This window comes from Bacteroides sp. D20 (assembly GCF_003436255.1).
GTDB classification, from domain to species: Bacteria; Bacteroidota; Bacteroidia; order Bacteroidales; family Bacteroidaceae; genus Bacteroides; species Bacteroides uniformis.
The window spans coordinates 1-21,149 of sequence record NZ_QSOO01000012.1 but is presented as its reverse complement, the minus strand read 5'-3'; the positions used below and the strand labels follow the sequence as shown (position 1 = coordinate 21,149).

31 protein-coding genes, 2 tRNA genes and 1 pseudogene are annotated in these 21,149 nt (G+C 42.5%); 32 read left to right on the top strand and 2 right to left on the bottom strand.

Translation table 11 applies throughout. From position 1 onward, the window contains the following. A complete protein-coding gene (locus DXD78_RS13020; protein WP_005829066.1) occupies positions 1-729 on the top strand; it encodes a DUF5932 domain-containing protein in 729 nt (242 codons plus the stop codon). Continuing rightward, on the top strand, positions 722-2,173 hold the full coding sequence (locus DXD78_RS13015) for an AbgT family transporter (RefSeq protein WP_009038482.1): 1,452 nt from the start codon (positions 722-724) through the stop codon (positions 2,171-2,173). Before DXD78_RS13020 ends, DXD78_RS13015 begins: the two co-directional genes overlap by 8 nt. Here DXD78_RS13015 and rpiA read toward each other — a convergent pair. Continuing rightward, on the bottom strand, positions 2,148-2,852 hold the full coding sequence (gene rpiA / locus DXD78_RS13010) for a ribose 5-phosphate isomerase A (RefSeq protein WP_009038481.1): 705 nt from the start codon (positions 2,850-2,852) through the stop codon (positions 2,148-2,150). The genes DXD78_RS13015 and rpiA overlap by 26 nt on opposite strands. A 288-nt stretch (positions 2,853-3,140) precedes the next feature. Here rpiA and DXD78_RS13005 point away from each other — a divergent pair. After that, a tRNA-Arg gene (locus DXD78_RS13005) sits at positions 3,141-3,214 on the top strand. 117 nt (positions 3,215-3,331) lie between these two features. Here DXD78_RS13005 and DXD78_RS13000 read toward each other — a convergent pair. Beyond that, positions 3,332-3,529, bottom strand: coding sequence for a hypothetical protein (locus tag DXD78_RS13000; protein ID WP_009038480.1), 198 nt, complete (start codon positions 3,527-3,529; stop codon positions 3,332-3,334). A 527-nt stretch (positions 3,530-4,056) separates the two neighbouring features. Between DXD78_RS13000 and istA the strand changes: the two genes are divergently transcribed. The 29 genes and pseudogenes from istA to DXD78_RS12850 all read left to right on the top strand — a co-directional run bounded on the left by istA (position 4,057) and on the right by DXD78_RS12850 (position 20,633). Beyond that, the gene (gene istA / locus DXD78_RS12995) at positions 4,057-5,592 is read left to right on the top strand and encodes an IS21 family transposase (protein ID WP_034529844.1); all 1,536 of its coding nucleotides are present in this window, start codon (positions 4,057-4,059) and stop codon (positions 5,590-5,592) included. Positions 5,593-5,608: 16 nt separating this feature from the next. Then, positions 5,609-6,361, top strand: coding sequence for an IS21-like element helper ATPase IstB (istB, locus tag DXD78_RS12990; protein ID WP_009038478.1), 753 nt, complete (start codon positions 5,609-5,611; stop codon positions 6,359-6,361). Between the two features lie 168 nt (positions 6,362-6,529). After that, entirely contained in the window at positions 6,530-6,733 is a 204-nt protein-coding gene (locus tag DXD78_RS12985; protein WP_009038477.1) for a hypothetical protein, read from the top strand. A 5-nt stretch (positions 6,734-6,738) separates the two neighbouring features. Then, the gene (locus DXD78_RS12980) at positions 6,739-7,089 is read left to right on the top strand and encodes a hypothetical protein (protein ID WP_034529792.1); all 351 of its coding nucleotides are present in this window, start codon (positions 6,739-6,741) and stop codon (positions 7,087-7,089) included. After that, positions 7,082-7,369, top strand: a complete 288-nt coding sequence (locus DXD78_RS12975) for a hypothetical protein (protein ID WP_034529790.1) — start codon at positions 7,082-7,084, stop codon at positions 7,367-7,369. The genes DXD78_RS12980 and DXD78_RS12975 overlap by 8 nt, the downstream gene beginning before the upstream one ends. A 9-nt stretch (positions 7,370-7,378) precedes the next feature. Beyond that, a complete protein-coding gene (locus DXD78_RS12970; RefSeq protein ID WP_008656488.1) occupies positions 7,379-7,588 on the top strand; it encodes a DUF3873 family protein in 210 nt (69 codons plus the stop codon). A 71-nt stretch (positions 7,589-7,659) separates the two neighbouring features. Beyond that, positions 7,660-7,733, top strand: a tRNA-Val gene (locus DXD78_RS12965). Between the two features lie 32 nt (positions 7,734-7,765). Continuing rightward, positions 7,766-8,155 (top strand): ASCH domain-containing protein, encoded by a 390-nt coding sequence (locus DXD78_RS12960; RefSeq protein ID WP_009038475.1) that lies wholly within the window; start codon positions 7,766-7,768, stop codon positions 8,153-8,155. A gap of 203 nt (positions 8,156-8,358) precedes the next feature. Then, complete coding sequence (locus tag DXD78_RS12955) at positions 8,359-9,036, top strand: phosphoadenosine phosphosulfate reductase family protein (RefSeq protein WP_009038474.1); 678 nt, start codon at positions 8,359-8,361, stop codon at positions 9,034-9,036. Positions 9,037-9,256: 220 nt separating this feature from the next. Beyond that, positions 9,257-9,997 (top strand): annotated as a pseudogene (locus DXD78_RS21495) (ParB N-terminal domain-containing protein). A gap of 3 nt (positions 9,998-10,000) precedes the next feature. Next, positions 10,001-10,183 (top strand): hypothetical protein, encoded by a 183-nt coding sequence (locus DXD78_RS12945; protein ID WP_034529787.1) that lies wholly within the window; start codon positions 10,001-10,003, stop codon positions 10,181-10,183. Between the two features lie 5 nt (positions 10,184-10,188). Continuing rightward, complete coding sequence (locus DXD78_RS12940; protein ID WP_009038471.1) at positions 10,189-10,704, top strand: hypothetical protein; 516 nt, start codon at positions 10,189-10,191, stop codon at positions 10,702-10,704. Further along, positions 10,701-11,969 (top strand): PBSX family phage terminase large subunit, encoded by a 1,269-nt coding sequence (locus DXD78_RS12935; RefSeq protein ID WP_009038470.1) that lies wholly within the window; start codon positions 10,701-10,703, stop codon positions 11,967-11,969. Before DXD78_RS12940 ends, DXD78_RS12935 begins: the two co-directional genes overlap by 4 nt. 11 nt (positions 11,970-11,980) lie before the next feature. Next, the gene (locus tag DXD78_RS12930) at positions 11,981-13,468 is read left to right on the top strand and encodes a phage portal protein (RefSeq protein ID WP_009038469.1); all 1,488 of its coding nucleotides are present in this window, start codon (positions 11,981-11,983) and stop codon (positions 13,466-13,468) included. 148 nt (positions 13,469-13,616) lie between these two features. Next, positions 13,617-13,916, top strand: a complete 300-nt coding sequence (locus DXD78_RS12925; RefSeq protein WP_009038468.1) for a type II toxin-antitoxin system HigB family toxin — start codon at positions 13,617-13,619, stop codon at positions 13,914-13,916. Positions 13,917-13,927: 11 nt separating this feature from the next. Continuing rightward, entirely contained in the window at positions 13,928-14,290 is a 363-nt protein-coding gene (locus DXD78_RS12920; protein ID WP_009038467.1) for a type II toxin-antitoxin system HigA family antitoxin, read from the top strand. 169 nt (positions 14,291-14,459) lie between these two features. After that, entirely contained in the window at positions 14,460-15,095 is a 636-nt protein-coding gene (locus tag DXD78_RS12915) for a hypothetical protein (RefSeq protein ID WP_034529785.1), read from the top strand. Positions 15,096-15,097: 2 nt separating this feature from the next. After that, the gene (locus DXD78_RS12910; protein ID WP_009038465.1) at positions 15,098-15,694 is read left to right on the top strand and encodes a head fiber protein; all 597 of its coding nucleotides are present in this window, start codon (positions 15,098-15,100) and stop codon (positions 15,692-15,694) included. 11 nt (positions 15,695-15,705) lie between these two features. Then, positions 15,706-16,827: a hypothetical protein gene (locus DXD78_RS12905; RefSeq protein ID WP_009038464.1), complete on the top strand. Its 1,122-nt coding sequence runs from the start codon at positions 15,706-15,708 to the stop codon at positions 16,825-16,827. Positions 16,828-16,838: 11 nt separating this feature from the next. Continuing rightward, complete coding sequence (locus tag DXD78_RS12900; protein ID WP_009038463.1) at positions 16,839-17,189, top strand: hypothetical protein; 351 nt, start codon at positions 16,839-16,841, stop codon at positions 17,187-17,189. Between the two features lie 57 nt (positions 17,190-17,246). Beyond that, positions 17,247-17,612 carry a hypothetical protein gene (locus DXD78_RS12895; protein WP_009038462.1) on the top strand — a complete coding sequence of 122 codons (366 nt, stop codon included), beginning with the start codon at positions 17,247-17,249 and terminating at the stop codon, positions 17,610-17,612. A 12-nt stretch (positions 17,613-17,624) separates the two neighbouring features. Continuing rightward, complete coding sequence (locus tag DXD78_RS12890; RefSeq protein WP_022400898.1) at positions 17,625-17,939, top strand: DUF6706 family protein; 315 nt, start codon at positions 17,625-17,627, stop codon at positions 17,937-17,939. Next, positions 17,936-18,259 (top strand): hypothetical protein, encoded by a 324-nt coding sequence (locus DXD78_RS12885; protein WP_009038461.1) that lies wholly within the window; start codon positions 17,936-17,938, stop codon positions 18,257-18,259. The genes DXD78_RS12890 and DXD78_RS12885 overlap by 4 nt, the downstream gene beginning before the upstream one ends. Then, positions 18,250-18,549 carry a hypothetical protein gene (locus DXD78_RS12880; protein WP_009038460.1) on the top strand — a complete coding sequence of 100 codons (300 nt, stop codon included), beginning with the start codon at positions 18,250-18,252 and terminating at the stop codon, positions 18,547-18,549. Before DXD78_RS12885 ends, DXD78_RS12880 begins: the two co-directional genes overlap by 10 nt. Continuing rightward, positions 18,546-18,842, top strand: a complete 297-nt coding sequence (locus DXD78_RS12875) for a hypothetical protein (RefSeq protein WP_009038459.1) — start codon at positions 18,546-18,548, stop codon at positions 18,840-18,842. Before DXD78_RS12880 ends, DXD78_RS12875 begins: the two co-directional genes overlap by 4 nt. Next, entirely contained in the window at positions 18,839-19,234 is a 396-nt protein-coding gene (locus DXD78_RS12870; RefSeq protein ID WP_009038458.1) for a hypothetical protein, read from the top strand. Before DXD78_RS12875 ends, DXD78_RS12870 begins: the two co-directional genes overlap by 4 nt. Before the next feature lie 4 nt (positions 19,235-19,238). Then, positions 19,239-19,793 carry a hypothetical protein gene (locus DXD78_RS12865; RefSeq protein WP_009038457.1) on the top strand — a complete coding sequence of 185 codons (555 nt, stop codon included), beginning with the start codon at positions 19,239-19,241 and terminating at the stop codon, positions 19,791-19,793. 259 nt (positions 19,794-20,052) lie between these two features. After that, positions 20,053-20,439 (top strand): hypothetical protein, encoded by a 387-nt coding sequence (locus DXD78_RS12855; protein ID WP_009038455.1) that lies wholly within the window; start codon positions 20,053-20,055, stop codon positions 20,437-20,439. Next, a complete protein-coding gene (locus DXD78_RS12850) occupies positions 20,385-20,633 on the top strand; it encodes a hypothetical protein (protein ID WP_226790325.1) in 249 nt (82 codons plus the stop codon). The genes DXD78_RS12855 and DXD78_RS12850 overlap by 55 nt, the downstream gene beginning before the upstream one ends. Positions 20,634-21,149: the final 516 nt, after the last annotated feature.

Sequence of the window (21,149 nt, the reverse complement as noted above, 5' to 3'; positions counted from 1 at the left end):
ATGGAAGACAAAAAATTTAAAGTAATCATCGTTGAAGATGTCAAGTTGGAGCTGAAAGGGACGGAAGAGATTTTCCGCCATGAAATTCCCAATGCGGAGGTAATAGGTACTGCTATGACTGAGCAGGAGTTCTGGACATTGATTGAAGCCGGCGTGCCGGATCTTGTTCTGCTGGACTTGGGACTGGGAGGTTCGACCACAATCGGGGTGGACATCTGCCGGAATATCTTCAAGCGTTATCCGGGAGTACATGTGCTGATATTCACGGGAGAAATATTGAATGAGAAGTTATGGGTGGACGTACTTGAGGCCGGTGCCGACGGCATTATCCTGAAAACCGGAGAGTTGCTGACCAAAACCGATGTGCAGGCAGTGATGGACGGCAAGAAGCTGGTCTTTAACTATCCGATACTGGAGAAGATAGTGGAACGCTTCAAGAAATCTGTCCTGAATGATGCAAAACGTCAGGAAGCAATCATAAGCTATGATATTGATGAGTATGACGAGCGTTTCCTCCGTCATTTGGCATTGGGCTATACCAAAGAAATGATTGCCAATCTTAGGGGAATGCCTTTTGGAGTCAAGTCGCTGGAGAAACGGCAGAATGACTTGGTCGGCCGTCTTTTCCCGCCTAGTGAACGGGTGGGGGTGAATGCCACTCGTCTGGTGGTGCGTGCATTGGAACTTCGAATCTTGAATATAGACAATCTGGAAGCCGACGATGAGTAAACTCCGAATGCCACATCCCGCTACGATGTTCTTCCTGCTGACGCTGGCAGTCATCCTCCTTTCATGGATATTCGATGTCTATGGCCTGAGCGTGCTGCAACCGCAGACTGGAGAAGAAATACGGGTGCAGAGCCTGCTGAGTCCGGAGGGCATACGCTGGCTGCTGCGCCATGTCATAACCAATTTTACGGGATTCGCTCCATTAGGGCTGGTGATTGTGGCTATGTTCGGAATAGGGGTGGCACAGCATTCGGGTTTCATCGATGCATGTATTCGCAGGGGGGTACGACGTCCACGTGATCCTTGGCGCATTATTCTGCTGGTCATTGTCTTAGGAGTGTTGTCCAATATAGTGGGAGATGCAGGATATATCATTCTGTTGCCGATAGCTGCAACTTTGTTCCAGTCTGTCGGTCTGCACCCCATTGGAGGTATAATTACAGCTTATGTTTCAGTCTCTTGTGGCTATAGCGCTAATGTGTTTTTGAGTACATTAGACCCCATGATTGCCTCTGTAACGCAAGAAGCGGCTGATAGGATGAATATTGCTCCGGGGCAGACTGGACCGCTGTGCAATTATTATTTTCTCTTTGTTTCCACGTTCCTGCTTGCATTCATCATTTATCATATTACCCGCAGGAGCTTGTTGCCGCACTTGGGAATGTATGCAGGGGATATTCATTTTAATGGCTACAAACAACTGTCCCGCAAGGAACGGAGAGCTATGTTGGGAGCTGTATTTGCAGGCTTGCTGTATATTGCCATTATTCTGTGGGCTACATTCTCTTCATGGGGGATATTGCGGAGTGTCAATGGTGGGTTGATTCGTTCTCCGTTTATAGTTGGTATTCTGTTTTTGCTTTCGTTTGGAATAGGTTTGATGGGGATGGTCTATGGTTTTGCCTCCGGCCGATACCGTACGGACGGTGATGTGATAGAAGGACTTACGCAGCCGATGAAACTGCTGGGCGTTTATTTTGTGATAGCTTTCTTTGCCTCACAGATGTTTGCTTGTTTTGAATATTCCCACTTGGACAAGTGCATTGCCATTTTAGGCGCTAATCTGCTGTCCTCCGCCTCTTTGAGTAGTTTATGGATATTGATTCTCTTCATTCTTTTTACGGCGCTGGTCAATCTCTTTATGGTATCTGCCACAGCTAAATGGGCTTTCATGTCTTTCATTTTTGTTCCGGTATTGGCAAGTATGGGCATTTCGCCGGATATGACCCAATGTGCGTTCCGTATAGGTGACAGTGCAACAAATGCCATAACACCTTTTATGTTCTACATGCCACTTGTCTTGACCTATATGCAGCAATATGATAGGCAATCCACTTATGGTTCACTGCTGAAGTATACTTGGAGATATTCTTTAGTCATTCTATTGGCATGGACTGCCTTATTTGTACTTTGGTACATCAGCGGTTTGCCATTAGGACTGTAATATCATAACCGATGAACAGCCCGTTTTCGATAACCCCGGTAATGGCTTTCAGTTTCTGTTCCAAATCAGGAACAATGTTGCTGAGATGAATGTCAAGAATGAAATTACCGTTTTCGGTAAATACCGGACCGTCTTTTCTTTCTGCAAGACGTAGGCTGATTTTTGAAGCTCCCAATAAGCGTATCTCGTTTTCCACATGGGAGAGAGCATGTGGAAATACTTCTACCGGTATGGGGTATTTGCTCCCCAGTTTGCTGACAAGCTTGCTCTCATCGACAATGATGTAAGTCTTACCACTGCTTTTAATTAGGAGCTTCTCCTTAAACATGGCTCCACCACGTCCTTTGATGAGGTTATTATGCGGATCCACTTCGTCTGCACCGTCGAATGTCCAATCCGGACGCTTATTCCACAGAGTAGTTTGCGGCAGGCCAAGCTGTATACATGTCATCGAAATTTCGGCAGATGCCGGAATGATTTCTATATGCAAAGATTCTTGTTTAACTCGTTGAGCTAATGCAAACAAAGTGAGATAAACGGTAGAGCCGGAGCCTGCTCCTATGACATCACCGTCTTTGGCCAGTCCGGCAATCTCCTGGGCTACCAATTCCTTACTCGCCTTATTGCTGATTTTATTTGACCATTGCAATTCCTGTATCAACTGATTTTCCCATTCCATCTCTTTAAAATTTAGTTGTTATTACTCTTTCATTCATTTTCGGGTCAATGCTACTTTTCCTACTTGAATATTCCTCCATATTTTTACTTTTTATAATTAGTAACATTGATAATTTGCAAAATGTTTTAATACATCTGTATATAAATACCGTGTATCTTGTTTGTAAAGGTAACTAATCATTACTTTTTATGTAGCAAATGAGCCTTTTATACATAGGTAACGAAAAAAGGTGATACAAAAATTTGCAATATTCGTAAAAAAGCGTACCTTTGCACCGCAATTAAGGCTGGTTCCGTAGCTCAGCTGGATAGAGCAACGCCCTTCTAAGGCGTGGGTCTTGCGTTCGAATCGCAACGGAATCACAAGAAAAAATGCTAATAGGTTCATTGACAACTTGTTAGCATTTTCTTTTTATGATAGTTGCACAACATTTGCACAACTCGCGAATAGGGAAAGAAAAAGCCGGGAAATAATTCCGGCTATATTGTTGTTTTAACCCCACCGCTGATTTTGGGAGTTGGGTCGTATTCTGCTTTTTGTCTTCGTTTCTCATCCTCGTCTTTAAGGTACTTGTTCCTTATCTCTTTGATGTCATTCGTCATTCCCCATACCTTGAAGAAGAGGATGATTTGCAGTACTCCGAATATTAGGAGTATGATGGTTAGAAAGTCAATCATAATCTTAGATATTTAGTTTGTTCTTTAATTCGTTGAACACATCGGGATTTTCAAGTTCTCCCCAGTAGTATTTCTTATAACTGTCTCGGTCAAAGCTCTGCTTTTTCATATAAATAAAGGGGCATATCTTATTGTATAAAACGATAAAAACAAATTTAGCAAAATGAGTTTTTGATTATTTTTTTAGATTAGTATATCCATGAAGATTCAGCTGAATATCTATGACTTTAGCATCTTCTTTGATGCTTTGAGTATAATATTCAGCTATTCTATTTTTGTCTCTTTGATAGAGCTTTTGTTCTCTTGTAGTTGCTTTATTTATGACCTTTTTGTGGAAAATTCACTCACCATTGCCCCCCTCCGTTCACTTTAAAGTGATCCCCCAAATTCACTCGAAAGTGACCCCTTAAATTCACTTTAAAATGCCCCCCTAAAAAGTGAGTTTCATTCTTGTTTACCCGGTTTATAATTCTATTTTGTTTGTTAAAAACAAATAAAAGTCAGTTATGTCCAATAAACAATTAGGAATGGAAAAGATTCGTCAAGTGTTACGCTGTTACTCTCAGGGTTATGGGACCAAAAGTATCAGTAGTATGTTAACCGTTTCGCGCAACACGGTCAAGAAATACTTACAGGTATTTCAGCGCAGCGGTTTGGATTATGAAGGAGTACTGTCTCTATCGGACCAGGAACTCTCGGAGTTATTCCACGAAAAGACCAGAGTAAAGACAGAAAGCGAACGGATGGAAGAACTAAAGTCGTTGTTGCCCGAATATTGCAAGCGGCTTCAGAAGAAAGGTGTTACCCGTGAGGCTTTACATCGCGAGTACCTCTCTTCCCATCCGGATGGTTACGGACGCACCCGCTTCTATATTCTGATTCAGCAGCATATAGCCTGCAGCCGTCCCATCATGTATCTTGAACACAAGGCCGGTGATAAAGTGTTCATAGACTTCGCCGGTGACAAACTCTCCATCATCGACCTTGACACGGGCGAAATCATCCCGGTGGAGGTTTTTGTCGCAATTCTGCCCTGCAGCCAGTTAACCTATGTGGAAGCGGTCATGAGCCAGAAAAAGGAGGACTTGATCTGTGCTTCGGAAAACGCCTTGTTATACTACCAGGGGGCTCCCTCTGCCATCATCCCGGACAATCTCAAGTCCGCCGTTACCAAGAGCAGTAAATACGAGGCCATCCTGAATGAGGACTTTGCAGCCTTTGCCGAACATTACGGCTGTACCGTAATTCCCGCCAGGGCTTACAAGCCACGTGACAAGGCACTGGTCGAGGGTGCCGTTAAACTGATCTATCGCAGTATCTATCCAAAGATACAGGAACGAGAGTTTTATGACCTTGATTCACTGAACGCGGCTATCCGTGTCGCCTTGGAACTCCACAACAACACTCCGCTCACAGACCGTAAATACAGTCGGCGGGAACAGTTCGAGGAGATAGAACGTGATTCTTTACGCAAGCTCAATCCCATCCGTTTTGAACTCAAACAGCATTACAGGGCTACCGTGATGAAAAACGGCCATGTCCGCCTGGGGGAAGATGCCCATTACTACAGTGTGCCTTGCGGCTATATAGGCAAGAAGGTCATCTTGTTATATACCTCACGCGAGGTATGCATCTATTACGGTTACGAGCTGATTGCTTCCCATACCCGCAACAGGGCCCGTTGCCGGTACACGACCCTGGAAGAGCACCTGGCTTCACACCATCGCTATATCACGGAATGGAACCCGGACAAATTTATACGTGAAGCGGCGGCTATCCATCCGGATGTGGAGGCATATATCCGTCAGGTTATGGAAGAGAAAAAGCATCCGGAACAAGCCTATAAATCGTGTCAGGGCATTCTTAGCTTCGCACGCAGGGTCGGCAACACCCGGTTGACCAATGCCTGCCGTTGGGCTACAAGTTACGGGCTGTACAATTATCCCATCATCGAGCGCATCCTTAACAACCGGCAGGATGAGTTCCCGTTGGAAGACAGTGCCGGGCAAGAAACGGAGATGCCTTCCCATGAGAATATCAGAGGAAAAGAATATTATCAATAAACCAACCAGATGCAATATGGAAATGAATCAGGACACATTGGAAAAGATGTTAGGAATGAATCTTAAAGGTATGTATTATGCCTTTAAAACAAGTTTGGAAACACATCGGACAGAGAGCATGACTACCGACCAGTTCGTCTCATGGCTGGTCTCAAGTGAATGGGATGACCGCAGAAACCGCGCGGTAGAGAGAGCTATCCGTCAGGCCTCCTTCAGATACAAGGCCACCATTGAAGAAATAGACTTCTCAGTGGAAAGGGGGCTGGACAAGAATCTTACCCAGCGTTTGGCTGACCTGACGTTTGTCAGGGAACGCAAAGACATGTTTATTACCGGAAGTGCCGGAACAGGAAAAAGTTATCTGGCAACCGCTTTTGGCTTCCAGGCTTGCCAGAAAGGATATAAAGTACTATACGCCAACACATCCAGACTTATGGGGATGCTTAAGGTTGCCAAGGCGAAAGGTACAATCCTGCAAGAACTCAAGAAAATCGAGAGGTTAGACATGCTTATACTGGATGATTTTGGCATACAACCCTTCGATTCCCAAGGGCGGATGAACCTGATGGATATCATAGAGGACAGGCATGGTAAAAAATCCACCGTCATAACATCACAGGTCCCGGTAAGGGATTGGTATGACGTTATTGGAGAAAAGACGATTGCCGATGCCGTTCTGGACAGAATTGTACATCAGGCTATACGTATAGAGCTCTTCGGAGAGTCGCTACGCAAATGTAAAAGTAAAAAAGAATCGTTATATTTATAAACGAAATTTAATGTAGAACCCGGCATAACTGACAGGAAGAATACGAAGAAAACAAGAATGAACAGAATGAAAGAATGGAAAAATTTAACAGGGGTCAAATTGCTCTGAATTAAGGGGGCTACTTTGAGTGGATTTTCCAGCTTTCGGGCTACCACAATATACACGATTATGAAAGCAGATTTAGTTTTAGTTATCAGTCCTGAAGCCCCACTAATGAAGCAACTGGGCAAAGTGTTAGGTAAGCTATGTAGTATGTGCGATTTTACCACCATAGAGAGGGGCGAAAAGTACATCACCATACAGCATGATGAAACTGGGCTTGTAGTGGCTTATACGAGTGAAGAAAGATTGAATGTGAAACATAAATATTGATTATTATGGGTGAAATAGCAGATAGTTTAATTAGTGGTGAATTTGATTGCATCACAGGTGAATATTTAGGTGAAGAAGTTGGCTATCCAAGAACGCACGCTTATGACAGACATGAATACATGCCACCAGTTGAAAAGAAGCCTACCAGCAAGGCGAATGTCTGTATAACTAACATGTGCAAAGACAGAGGATTTAGTAACCGTGCAAAAATTGAGCTTGTAGCCAAATTCTTGTATAGCAAAGGTTACAAACAATTGCCTAACCTATCCCACCAGTATAAAATCATTCACAGCCAGTACAAGAATGATTTTAAAAAGTTTTTGGTTGAACAAGTAAAACAAAGAAAGGATGAATAATATATTCACAATATGCTATTCAGAAGAAGAAGCAAATGAAATAGGCCACTTCATTTTGAGTAGAGGATACGAGGGTGTTCAAAATGATAGCTATAGATATTGTCGTGAAGCGATTTGGTGGGCTTTCAAAGAAGCTAAAAGGCATCATTCAAATTACATCTGCGTTGGCGTTGCAGGTTGCCAAATGACTGTATCAAAATCAAAGCGAGGTCTTAGACGAAATGGTCTTAAATACATAGAGAAAAGGCGAATGTTTTACAAATTACTAAGTAAGTATTGATAAATGATTATGAACTCAATTAACGACGAAAGAGGTTGTAGCGTATGCCAGCCCGGTAAAGAGAACTATTGCACTTACACTACCAAATTGAAAGGTAAGAGAGTAAGAATGTACCAATATGACTATCGTACTGAAAGTGGCGAACTGTTTGCTTGTTGTGCGCCTACCTTAGAGGCATGCAGAGAAAGACGGGATAAATGGCTTAGTTCACGACAATAAGCCGATTGTCGTGTATAACGATTGAAGATATTTCGTTATCTTTGGTTGTGGTAGTATCTTTGGGGTACTATCGCGGAATGGAGCAGTTGGTTAGCTTACCGCTTTGACTTGGCGGTGGTCACAGGTTCGAGTCCTGTTTCCGCAACTATTGAGTATTAATTTAAATTTGACACGATTATGAACATTCTTACATTAAGTATCAAACAGAAGTATTTCGATGAAATCTTGGCAGGAAAGAAAACCCACGAATACCGTGAAATCAGACCAACTAACGCTAAGAAGTATATCACTTACCTATGTGGCGGCAAAGAATATCCGGCTGATGCAGAACTGCCTGAAGAAGGTGAAATAGAATTAAAGCCTATCAAGTACGATGCAATCAAGCTTCTGACAGGTGCATATACAGGTAAACGTCCTTATATTATCGTTGAAGTGAAAGTAGCAGAAGCAGTTATTCTCACAGATGAAAACGGTAATGATATTGTTTACGAACATCAAGGCGAAGAGTATCTTGCTGCACAAATGGATTATACTTTGGGCAAGATATTAGAGAGACATATAGATTGATTTGTTTAACTTTTAAAATTAAAAAGCAGAGTCGCAAGAAGAATTAACAGAGTAGCCGGGCCTCGCAGAAATATGAACGGTGCAGGGGCTGGTGGTAGATTGGTTGCCAGACGTGGCGGTGAAGCTGGTACATCACAGTTGGGGTCACGCAGACAGCGTTATAGTGACCTTCGTACTTCATTTGGTTTAAGTGGTGGTTAGCTATGAGCAAGGTAGAACAAGCGAACCGGTATATAGACCTCATTCGGGTAAAATCGAATGAGGCTTTACTGTTTTTATCACTTGGCAAAGATTCGCTTGTTCTGCTTGATTTAATCTATCCGAAGTTTGACCGGATTGTTTGTGTGTTCATGTACTTCGTCAAGAAATTGGAGCACATTAACCGATGGATTGGCTGGACTAAAGTCAAATATCCAAAGATTGAGTTTGTGCAAGTGCCTCACTGGAATCTTACTTATATTCTTCGTGGAGGTATGTATTGCGTGCCTAATCCGAAAGTGAAACTATTGAAGTTGGCAGATGTGGTAAAGGCTATGCAGCTTACTTATGGGCTTTATTACACATTTTTAGGCATGAAAAAAGCCGATGGTATGAACCGCAGGCTTATGCTGAAAGGGTATGAGGTAAACGGTTACGAGAATAACGGTATGGTTTATCCTTTGGCTGATTGGACACAAAAGGATATTCTTGCTTATATGAGGCAGCACAATTTACCCGAACCAGTTCGATATTCATTGAAAGCCAGTTCGGGAGTAGGTTTCAATCTTGATTGTATGCTTTGGATGGAGAATAATTACCCACAAGATTTACAGAGAATTTACAAAGTTTTCCCAATGGCTGAAAGGGTGCTTTGGGAGTATAATAATCAACAAAAGCAATAGAAGGAAAGCCGAGTCAGAAGAAAATCAATTGATGATATTGCAGAGCAAAGATACAGACTATCTCGTACTTTAACGGGTAATAGGCTGAACAGAGTAAACTCTATTGCAAGAAAGTATATTCGATACATTGAACGAACCTTTGGGTATAACGAGGGGAAACAACAAGATGGCGCAAGAAAAGTATCTCGAAGAATTTATATGGGTTTAACTAATGGATGATATGGAATTGTCAAAATACATAAAGAGTGAATCGATGGAACTTAATCGTTCTGCCATTCACTTTGCAGATTATAACCCCCGGAAACTTTCCGATGAATCACGTAAGACACTGAAACGTGGCATCAAGAAGTTTGGTTTAGTCGGTGGAATTGTCGTGAACAAGCGTACAGGTCTTACCGTAGTCAGCGGGCACCAGCGTTTGTCTGTCATGGACGAATTGTAAAAGTTTCCCGATAACGACTACCGCATTCGTGTCGATGTCATAGACGTGGACGAGCAGCAGGAAAAGGAGTTAAACATTCTAATGAACAACCCTAATGCACAAGGGACATGGGATTTTGACGCTCTTGCCCGTATTGTTCCTGATATTGACTGGAAAGATGCAGGTCTGACCGATGCAGACTTGAATATGATTGGTGTCGACTATCTTTTGCAGACCGAAGGGGAAAACTCTATTGCGGATGCTTTGTCTGATATGATGACCCCGGTTTCCGAACAGAAAGAAGCCGATAAGGCCGCCAAACAGTTGGAACGTGCCGAAAAGGTAGCCCACATGAAGGAAGTCAAACAACAGGTAAAGGAGAATGCACAGAAGCAAGCCGAGAACATGGATGCCTATGTGATGTTGTCTTTTGATACCTATGAGGCGAAAGCCGCTTTCTGTGAACGATTCGGTTATGGACCGGATATGAAGTTCATAAAGGGAGAAGTATTTGATGAACAAATAGAAAGAATAGATTGATATGTGATTGCACCAGATGAATTTACGGAAGTTGTCGACACGATAGATAACCTATTAGGCGCAATGAAAATTCCCATGCCTGCCGAATTTCATGTAAAGCAGATGAAACATGAATTGAAAGAAGTATCTGATAGACTAAAACGGATTTACGTTGAGGAAGAAGATGAAAATCCTTGGAGTGAATAAGTAATATGAGCAATAGTGAATCTCAAAACAGAAAAGGCAAAGGAGGAAGAAAGCCCAAGTTTGACTACACAAGCGAGGACTTTCTTTCTCTCGTAGAGTCGTATGCCAAAAAGGGGCTCACTGACAAGGAAATTGCTTATGCCATAGGGATTTTACCACAAACTTTCTGCGAAAAGAAAAGTGAGTACACCGAAATATCCGAAGTCTTAGCGCGTGGGCGTGCGACAATCAATGCCACTGTAAGGGCTAAATTCCTTGCAATGGCTCTCGGTGGCATAAAAACCAAAAGCACCGTGGTAAGAAAGCTCCGTGATTCAGAAGGGAATTTGACGGGCGAAGATGAATTACAAGTAAGCGAAAGCGAGTTGGCTCCTAATTTGCAAGCAATGTCCGTTTGGCTGTACCACCATGATGAAGATTGGAGAAAGATTGAACGCAAACAAGATGAAGACGCTGATATTCCAACAGACATAGAGCATGGCATCAACATTGATTCCTGGATTAAAGACAAGCTGAAATGATAGTACCTCAAGAAATTTACCATCCATTATACGAGGATAAGGAAAAATTTATAATTCTTATCACCGGTGGGCGTGGTAGCGGAAAGTCTTTCAATGCTTCTACCTTTATTGAGCGGTTGACTTTTGAAATGACTCCCGTAGAGAAGATAGTTCATCAGATTCTTTACACCCGTTACACGATGGTTTCTGCCGGTATGTCTATCATCCCCGAAATGATGGAGAAGATAGATTTGGACGGAACCACGAAATATTTCAAGACCACAAAGACGGATATAGTCAATAAGATGACTAAGAGCCGTATCATGTTCCGGGGTATCAAGACTTCTTCCGGGAACCAGACAGCAAAACTGAAATCCATTCAAGGCATTACGACTTTCGTCTGCGATGAAGCGGAAGAGTGGACAAGCGAAGATGAGTTCGACAAGATAATGCTCTCCATTCGCAAGAAGGGTATTCAGAACCGGATTATCATTATAATGAACCCATGCGATTCCAATCACTTCATCTACAAGAAATACATTGAGAAAACTCACAAGCTGGTAGAGATTGACGGTGTGCAGGTTCAGATTTCCACTCATCCGAATGTGCTCCATATCCATACTACGTATTTTGATAACTTGGATAACCTTTCTCCTGAGTTCCTGAAAGAGGTGGAAGATATGAAGGTGAGTAATCCTGAAAAGTATGCTCATGTGGTTATCGGTCGCTGGGCTGACGTTGCAGAAGGTGCTGTGTTCAAGAAGTGGGGAATTGTTGACGAGTTCCCGGCTTGGGCAAAGAAAGTTGCTTTCGGGCAAGACTTCGGTTATACGCATGACCCGTCTGCTTCCATTCGTTGTGGTATCGTTGATAACGCCCTTTACTTGGATGAAGTGGATTACCGTACTGGATTGCTTTCTTCTGACATCATCAAGACTCTTCGCCCGTGGGGATTGAAAGTCATTGCCGACAGCGCAGACCCACGTTTGATTCAAGAGATACACAACGGAGGAATCAAGATATATGCCGTAGAGAAAGGTGCAGGCTCTATCAATGCCGGAATTGACAAAATGAAAGATATGGAGATTTATATAACCAAACGCTCGTACAACTTGCAAAGCGAGTTCAGAAAGTATGTTTGGGCAAAGGATAAGGACGGGAGCTATATCAACGAACCGGAAGACCATGATAATCACGGAATAGATGCTGTACGTTACTATGTATTGGGTGAGCTTCTTGGTAAGATTCAGAAGCCGAAAGATTTAACTGGAATATTCACACACTAAAAATATAAGCTATGCCATTGAATTTAGAAGAAATATTAGCATTACCCGATATCGGGCAGAAGATAAACTACCTGAAGAAAGGTAGGAAGACTGAACTTCCCGACTGTTGTAAACTTTGGGACGATTGGAATCCGGAACGCCATGAAATTATGGTTGACAAAAAGAAGTATCCGGACAGAAAGGTTCTTGAAAAAGAAGCTGAGAAGCACTTCGATGAAAAAACTGGTAAGACTTATGAAATCGAAGCAAGGTATAAAACAGAACCAGTGAACCGTATCTCCATTCCATTGGAACAGGATATAGTGAACATTCAAACTGCTTTCACGGTCGGCACAGAACCGTCTATGGATTGCACTCCAACTGATGATGATGAAAAGAAGCTACTGGATGCGGTAAAGGCTGTATTTAAATCCAACAAAATCAAATATCAGAACAAGAAGGTTGTCCGTTCTTGGTTATCTGAGCAGGAGGTGGCTGAATACTGGTATGTGGTTGATGATGATTCGTTCTGGACTAAGTTTTGGAAGAAGGTGAAAACTGCTTTTGGCGGCAAAGTGAAGCCTACTAAAAAACTGAAAAGCGTACTATGGTCCCCGTTCCGTGGGGACAAGCTCTATCCATTCTTCAACGATGAGGGTGATTTGGTCGCTTTCTCCCGTGAGTACAAGAAGAAACTCATGGACGGTTCGGAAGTCACCTGCTTTATGACTATCACGGACAAGAAGGTCTATCAATGGGATTTATCTAAAGGCTACGAGGAAAGAACCTCTTTCGCCCACGGATTTGGAAAGCTACCGGTTATTTATGCTTACCGTCCCGAACCCTATTGTAGTAAGATTAAGACTTTTCGTGTCCGGCTGGAGAAACTTCTTTCCAATTATGCCGACTGCATCGACTACCATTTTTTCCCGTTGCTGAAGCTGATTGGCGATGTGGAGGGCTTCATGGGGAAAACAAAAGACCGGATGGTGAAACTGACGGGAGAAGGTGCGGATGCGCAGTATCTGACGTGGTCGCAGGTGCCTGATACTATTAAATTTGAAGCGGAAACGCTTACTAACATGGCTTACGACATGTCAAACACTCCACGTATCTCTTTTGAGACATTGAAAGGCATAGGCAAGGCTTCCGGCACTGCTTTCCGCTTCATGTTTATGGGAGCGCACATGGCGGTGGAAAATCACGGCGAGGTTATCGGTGAGTTCCTGCAACGGAGGGTAAATTTCATTGTTTCTGCTTTAGGGGAAATTAATCCGACCGAGTTCAGCAAGGCATCACAGACCATTGACATAGAAACAAAACTGGTTCCCTATATGATTGACGATTTGAACGATAAGGTAACTACTGCCGTTTCCGCTGTCAGTGGTGGCATCTGGTCAACGCGTGAAGGAATCATGTTTGCCGGGAATGCTGATAGGGTAGAAGAGGAGCTTGCAGAAATCAAGGAGGAGCAAGCGGCAAAGAATAACAATGCAGCGTCTCCTAACCCCAAGGGATAATTCATTGCTTCATGTTTTTATAGTACTATTGGGCGGAGCTAATTTAGTTCCGCTTTTTTATTACTAAATTCTATATTATAGAATATATTTTCTGGAAAAATTTTATAATTCAAAATTAATTCATATTTTTGCATTAAATAAAAGAGGTATGAGAATTGTATCACATAGAAAATTGAAGGAATTCTACGAGACGAAAGGTTATGAAGATTCACGCATAGCTTTGGAACGTTGGTATGATATAGCAGAAAAAGCTGAATGGAAGAATCTATCAGACATTAAAGTGGATTTTCTTTCAGTTGATTATGTAGGCAATCAACACTATGTATTCAATATCAGAGGCAACAACTATCGGTTGGTTGTCGTTGTTAAGTTTACAATTGGGTACGTCTTCATTCGCTGGGTTGGTACTCATAAAGATTACGATAAGATAGATTGTTCAACCATTTAAGAGATAGAAGTATGAATAAAGTAACGAAAGAACAGTATGAATTTGCTTTGGCGAGAGTGGAGGAACTTCTGCCATTGGTTGATGACAATACGCCTTCAAATGATAAGAATGCGGTGGAGCTTACAGTTATGTCCGATATTGTGATAGCATACGAAAAAGAACATTATCCGATAGAAAAACCGACCGTTGCGGAATTGATAGAGCTATTCCTTGAAGAGAAAGGGATGAGTCAAAAGCAACTTGCTGGTGAGATTGGAATAAGTCCTTCAAGAGTGAATGACTATATCTCCGGACGTTCGGAACCGACCCTCAAAATTGCGAGGTTGCTATGTCGAGTGCTGAATATACCTCCAGCCGCGATGTTGGGTTTCTGATTAGTTCATAAGAAGAATATTTAGGCGTGATTCCATTCGGTTTCACGCCTTTTTTATACCATTTTACGACAATCGTTTCATTGTCGTGTATCACCTATCTGATTATTTCTCACCTTCTTTATTAATAACGAAATTTACCGTAGAAATTTATAAATCAAATTCATACGGTATGACAATCTTAGAACAAATTTTGGCAGGGCTGCAACAGAAATTCGCTGGGGTGGACACTGCTATCTTAACCCGAATTGCCACTAAGAAGGCAGAGGGTGTAACGGACGAGACAAAGGTAAACTCCATTGTTGAGGGTATCAGCTTCTCGGACGTGCTAAATTCCTATGGTGATTTCCGTGCCGGGGATGCTTCCAAGACCGCAGTTTCCAACTACGAGAAGAAACATAACCTTAAAGACGGTAAGCCAATTGAGAACCCTAATCCGAAGCTGGAAGATAAGACGGACGACATGGCGGCTATTATTGCTAACGCAGTGAGTGCAGCCGTTAAACCTCTTTCTGATAAGCTCGCTCAATTCGAGACAGAGAAGTTACAAGCTACCCGGCAGGAGCAGATTATGGCAAAGGCAAAGGAGTATGGTATTCCCGAAAACTACGCCAAACGATGCGCCATCAAGGACGATGAGGACTTGGACGCATATTTCAAGGACTTGAAGCAGGAGTTCGCAAATGACGGCTTCAAGGGCGTAACCCCTCCCGAATCAGCGGAAAAGAAGATTGAGAAAGAATCTGAATCTATCGCTAAGATGATTGACGAGGGAACGAAAACTATTGTTGAACAAAACAAGAATTAATTATGTCAGCAGGATTTAAGTACGATTTGGTTCCGCCCGTTGAGCAAGAGGAACGCTACGATGTCCAGACCGGTATTCGTAGACGTGGCCCGTTCAAACTCGACACGCAGAACCTGGTAGTGGGAAGTTTTCTTCCCGGATTTACACCGATTTGTGCGGACTTGAAAAATAAGTTCGCATACACGGTAATCAATGTGAGAGTAGTAGAAGCATACGCAACCGGTGACACGGCGTTATCTATCAAGGTAGAAAAGAACTCCCTTGCATACGTTGGCATGTTTCTCGGAAGCGGTACGAAAGGCGCGGAAGTTTCGGCTATCGACAAGACAAATGCAAATTATGATGTCTTGACAATCAAGGCTGCTTTTGGTGAGAATATCGCCAAAGATGCTGTATTATTCAATGCGGTTGCAGTTGATGGTTTAAAACAAAAGCATGTAGCTAATTCGGCTCTGTTTAACCGTACAAAGGTTGAGGACGGAGTCACATTGGTTTCATTGCTTCGTACAGCCGCAGAAATTGAACCCTCAAAATTGGTTATACCGTTCTCCGAGAACGATAAAGCCAACATGAAGGGATGGTTTGAATTTAACGAGTAAGGAGGTAGGATATGTTTTTAACGATTCAAACATTATTCGATGATGCGAACATTGTTTCCGCTATCATCAGACGTGTGAACCAGACACGCAAGGACACAATCTATTGGCAGCAGTATCTTACTTTCCGCAGAGTGACTACTCGTGTGTTCAAGGATTATATCGGTTCTGTAACCGGAGTTATGGCCGGCTCTATCAATTCACGTTTTGGAGAGAAACCCATCCGTGAGCGTCGGAACATCGGTTCCGGATATGGTGAGATTGCCTATTTGGGTGATGCTTATCAGATGTCTATTGACCGTCTTTCCGAATTGCAGGATTTGATTGACAAGTTCAATGCAGCTAAGCCAGCCGACCAAAAGGCTGCAATGGAAGAGATTGTAAACTTCCTGGCAGACGACTACCGTCAGATTACCCTTGCCGCCCACAAGCGTATGGATATTATTGTCGGTGCGCTGTTGATGCTTGGTGAAGCCACCGTTTACAACAAAGACGCTGCAATCACTTCCGGTCAGACCAATAATAAACTGCTGGAGATTACCCTTCCGTTCAATTTTATCAAGCCGAAAAGTGGAGATGTGGTTGTGGACGGAAAGAATATGTTTATCTCTTATTTGAGAGAGAAACTTCATTCCTTGGCACCGGACTATGGCGTTTATGCCAAGATGATAATGACCCGTGCATCTTTCAACAAACTTATTCTTGGTTCATCTGAATTTGGTGAGCAGTACAAGATGATTCTCGGCAGCAACGAAATGAAGTTGAGTACGGGATTGGTTTCCTCTTCTTTGGCTTCCGAAGTGTTCACCGGCATCGGTCTGCCTCGCATCGAAATCAAGGAAGACTACGTGAAAGACCAGACGGGAAAGAATGTGCAGATTTACGCGGATAACCGTATTACTCTGTTGCCTTCTGACCAAATCGGTTATATGCGCCATCATACCCCATATGAAGCGACAGACCCGGTACAAGGACGTACTTATATCCCGTCAGAGGGGCAGATGCTTATCTCTAACTACCGTGACAAAAACGGTCGCTACATGGAATATACGGCCGAGTGGATTCCGCAGATTTCCAACCCGGACTTGATTACCAATTTCGACCTGAGCGAAATTGCATCCATCCAATCAGCATAAGGAGGTAGGATATGAAAGTAAAGGTTATATCAGTTTTCCGCGACAAGTTCACCGGAAAGTATTATACTCCCGGTGAAGTGATTGAAGTCGGTGAGGAAGCCCGTGTGCTGGATATGGAAAGCCGCAGACTTGCTGAACGGATTGAGGCAAAAAATCCCGAAGTGAAAGCCCCTGAAGAAAAGAAGGAGGTGAAAATCTCCCTCTTTGAAAAGGAGTTTGAGAAGAAGACTTTGGTTGACGCTTTGAGGTCTATCGGTGCGCAGGCTTCCGGCAACATGAAAGAGGAAACTCTTTTGGCTAAGGTTGCAGAACTAGATGAAGAATCAACAGCCAAACTGAAAGAAGCATTAGGTATCGAGTAAAAGGATAGGGTAGTGCTTCTACCCTTCCATTGTCTAATTTTATAAATCAGAAAAGGAATGAAGAATTTTATTTTTGCCATGTGTGGCTTTTTAATGATGTCTTTGGTTTCGTTGAGCGTGCAGGCATCAAGTGTGGAATCTCCTAAGCGTGAATACGTGAATCCATCGGTTGATGTTGGTCTGCCGGATATTCAGTTTATCACTTTGGAAACGGCTCCGGCTGATTGTGTTGTACTGACCATGACACCTCCCGTCTTCTTGGTTGCAAATAACCCGGCTATGATGTGTTCGATGAAAGAGGAAGCGGCTATTCAAGGGATACGAATTAATGTTCCCAAATGTCCGTTCAGATACATCTATAAATCTAAACATTGTACGCATTATAGCTATACCGCATATAGTAAACTGATTACACCATATTGAATGATATCAGCCATGAGTAACAAGGAGTTTGTATTAAGCGTATTTGATAAGAACACCCCGTCTAATCTTGTAGTTGAAAATATACTTTCAAGAACGGGATTGGATGGTGAAGAACCTTTTGCCGAGGAAAATCGGGCAAGATTAGAGGTCGCTTGTGCAAAGCAAATTCCGTGGATGATACAAAATCCATCTTCGGTCAGCGAAAGCGGATTTTCTGTGTCTTGGTCTAATTATGTTGATAGCCTAATGAAATTGTACTCATGGCTGTGTAAGCAGTACGGCTTGAAAGACGAACTGAGTAACAAACCTAAAGTGACTTTTTTATGATATTCGCTCCACACATATTGCAGGTAAAAGTTATCACCCCGATGGATAAGGATGAGTTTGGCAGACCTATTCCTGGAACAGGTGGTGAATACTGGCAGGAGGTATGCAAGTGCCGTTGTGATGATAACACTACCAAAGAGTTTTCATCTGATAACGGCTCTGTGTATCGTCCGAATTATCATGTGGTGTGTGAGAAGAGAATTACTGTCAAGGCTGGTGATGAAGTACGTTGCATGGATGGTGATGGCGTAAGAGGTCAAGGCGAAGTCTACACGATAAAGAGTACAAACTACTTTAACTACTCGGAATTATGGATGTAGATTTCGATTTCTCAGATGTCGACTCCTTTTTCGATGAAGGAGAATGGGAGGTCGAAAAGAAGATGATTGATGTAGGCGATGAAGCCGTGAAGTACGCAGAGGAAAATGGCGATTATCAAGACCATACACTCACTTTGAGAACGTCCAATGATTACGATGTCGATAAAGACGGTTTGACGCTGAAAAACGAAGCGGAATACGCTTCATTCGTAGAATCTAAAGGGTATGATGTTTTGAGTAGTGCTGCTTTATATGCGGAGAAACGATTAAAAGAAGAATTTGAAAAATGAAAAGAATATTCAAGTATGAATTGATTGTTGCAGACCATTCAAAACTATGTCTGCCTATCGGGGCGAGGATATTGTCTGTTCAAGTACAACGAGGTACTGTTTGCTTGTGGGCTATCGTAGATGAATATCAGAAAGAATTGTGCTTTGTGGATATTTATATGTACGGAACGGGGCAACACGTATCAGATGCAGATTTGGCTGGAAAAAGATTTGCCGGAACGGTTCAACTTGGAGATTTGGTTTGTCACGTATTTCTCGAATATGACGAAAACGTCCAATATTTGATAGTATGATAGTAACCACCGACATAGGAAACATCCTCTACCGGGATTGCAAGGCTTTCGAGATATGCATAGTGCCAGCAGGAGAAACGCTGACGGGTGAATTGGCCTCTGAAAGAATCGTTATCCACACAAAGAAACAACAGCCGGGAAAGTATTGGAAGAAGTCTTTCGCAGAAGTGAATCTATGTGTACCCAATTTAAGCGAGAATGAAGCGAACACAATCCGGCTTAACGAACTTGAAAGAAAGGCTGGCAAGCTGCTTGATGATGTAGTAAGCACCTATGACAGTACAACCTATCGTTACTCTATTGAATCAATTGGTACGGAAGCGGACACAGCTTTGAAATGTCATTATGTGAATGTGAGAATTTTATTTGAAGTATTAAATGTAAAACTATAAGATTATGATTTCAGCAGTAGGAATTAAAAGAATCTTGTTTGCCGACATTGATAAGGTAACGGCAGACATTACCCCCGAAATTGCAAAAACTTTGATTCAAGCAGCCATCGCTGCCAAAGATGAGGTCTTGAATGTACACGGGGAAACGTGGCAGATTGAGGAGACGGAAGCCTCCGTCACTGGGTACAAGAACCAATTAACGGGAAAGAATTACCGTTACGATGATGTGCCGGGAGAAGTGTCACCAACTTTCTCTATCGGACAATATGACTGGAAGACAAAGAAAGCGTTCATGGGTGGCGATGTTATTCAGGCAACATCTAAAGATGTGGGTTGGAAGCGTGCTTTGGATAAAGTTATTATCAACAAAGCATTGTTCTGTCTGACCGATGATGATGTCTGGTTCATCTTCCCAAAATGCCGTATTGTTTCCCGTGAAGCCAATACGGATAAGGCAATTGCAATCGCTGTAAAAGGCTTGGTGCAGGAACCGGGAATTGAAGGCGTTTCTTCTGAGTATAACTACGAAGAGGGGCAGATTAAAGCTTTGCAGGCATGAACTACAGTAACCATTGTACCTACTCCTTCCGATGCGACCGTAAAGCTGGACGGTGCAACGGTCAAGTCAAAGCAGGTGAATGCTGGGGCTACCGTTCACTATGAAGTGTCGAAAGTGGGGTACGTCACTCAGTCAGGAGATATTAAAACCACTCCTTCTGAAGTTGATACCACTCTTAAAAAAGAGATAACATTGGTAAAAGCACAAGAGTGATAACCGGGGGATGGATATATACCATTCCCCCTTTTAGTTTAAGAATATGAATCAAGCAGCAAAAACGGTTTCTGATGCTTTGTTAGGGCTGGATTTCATGAATGTGGAGATAGGAGGGATGGTTTATACCATTAAACCTCCTACAATTAAAATTATCTGTCGTGCCATTCATCATTTTTCCAATATCGGCATGACTGGAGATAATGTCATGGAAGCTATTAAAGAGCTTCCTGAAGCTACTGAAGATATGCTGAAAGGCATTTCTTGTTTCATCTGTGGCAGTGAGGAACTGGCTGATAATTTGGAGAACGGGACTTTTGAAGAAGTTAGGAATGCTTTGGAAGTGTGTTTTTCCATGATGGATATTTCGGCTTTTCAGTGTGTCAGCTCGATGAGGAACGTGTCGATGCTGGCAGCAAGACCGAAACAGTAGGAAACACAACGTTCTTCGGGCAGATAGCCCATTTGATTGACACGCTGCATCTGAGTTATACAGAAGTGTTTGAGATTATCCCTTATCGGAATCTGCTGATGATGCAACGGGATAAATTACACGCAGTATATGGTGGTCAGAAGGTGAATAGAATCAGTGGTAAGGAATTGGCTAATCGTAGGAAAAAGAAATAGATATGGCGAAATTATATTGTTTAACTTTTTGAAATTAAAAGCTGAATCAAAAGAAGAAAAACTAAATCAGGTTGGGAAATAGCCCGACAAGCGAATAGAATCGCAGAAAGACGTTATGGAAGTGATGCAAGTAATCCTAATAATCTTGTGAATCGGATTACAGGGCGGTACTTGGGAAATTTCAACAAGAATGGAACGAGTTGGAATAAGCAGGTTTCTCGTAAGACTTATATGGGAAATGCTAATGGGTAAAGTAAAGTTAAAGCCGGAGGAATCCGGCTTTACTATTATATGAAAATTTCCAATATGGTGACTGGGGAAAGTTTATTTTGTAGAATGTAGCTTTCCGCATCTTCTTTTGAATCAAAGAATTTAATTTTTTCTGCCTCGTGGTATATATCTGAAATATTTGTTAAGCAGTATGTTCCATAAGAGTTTAAAGATAGCACAGAAGAATTTAAAACGAGGATGTAAATTAAACTGTGTCAGCAAGGAATAAAGTATTAACTTTGCTAA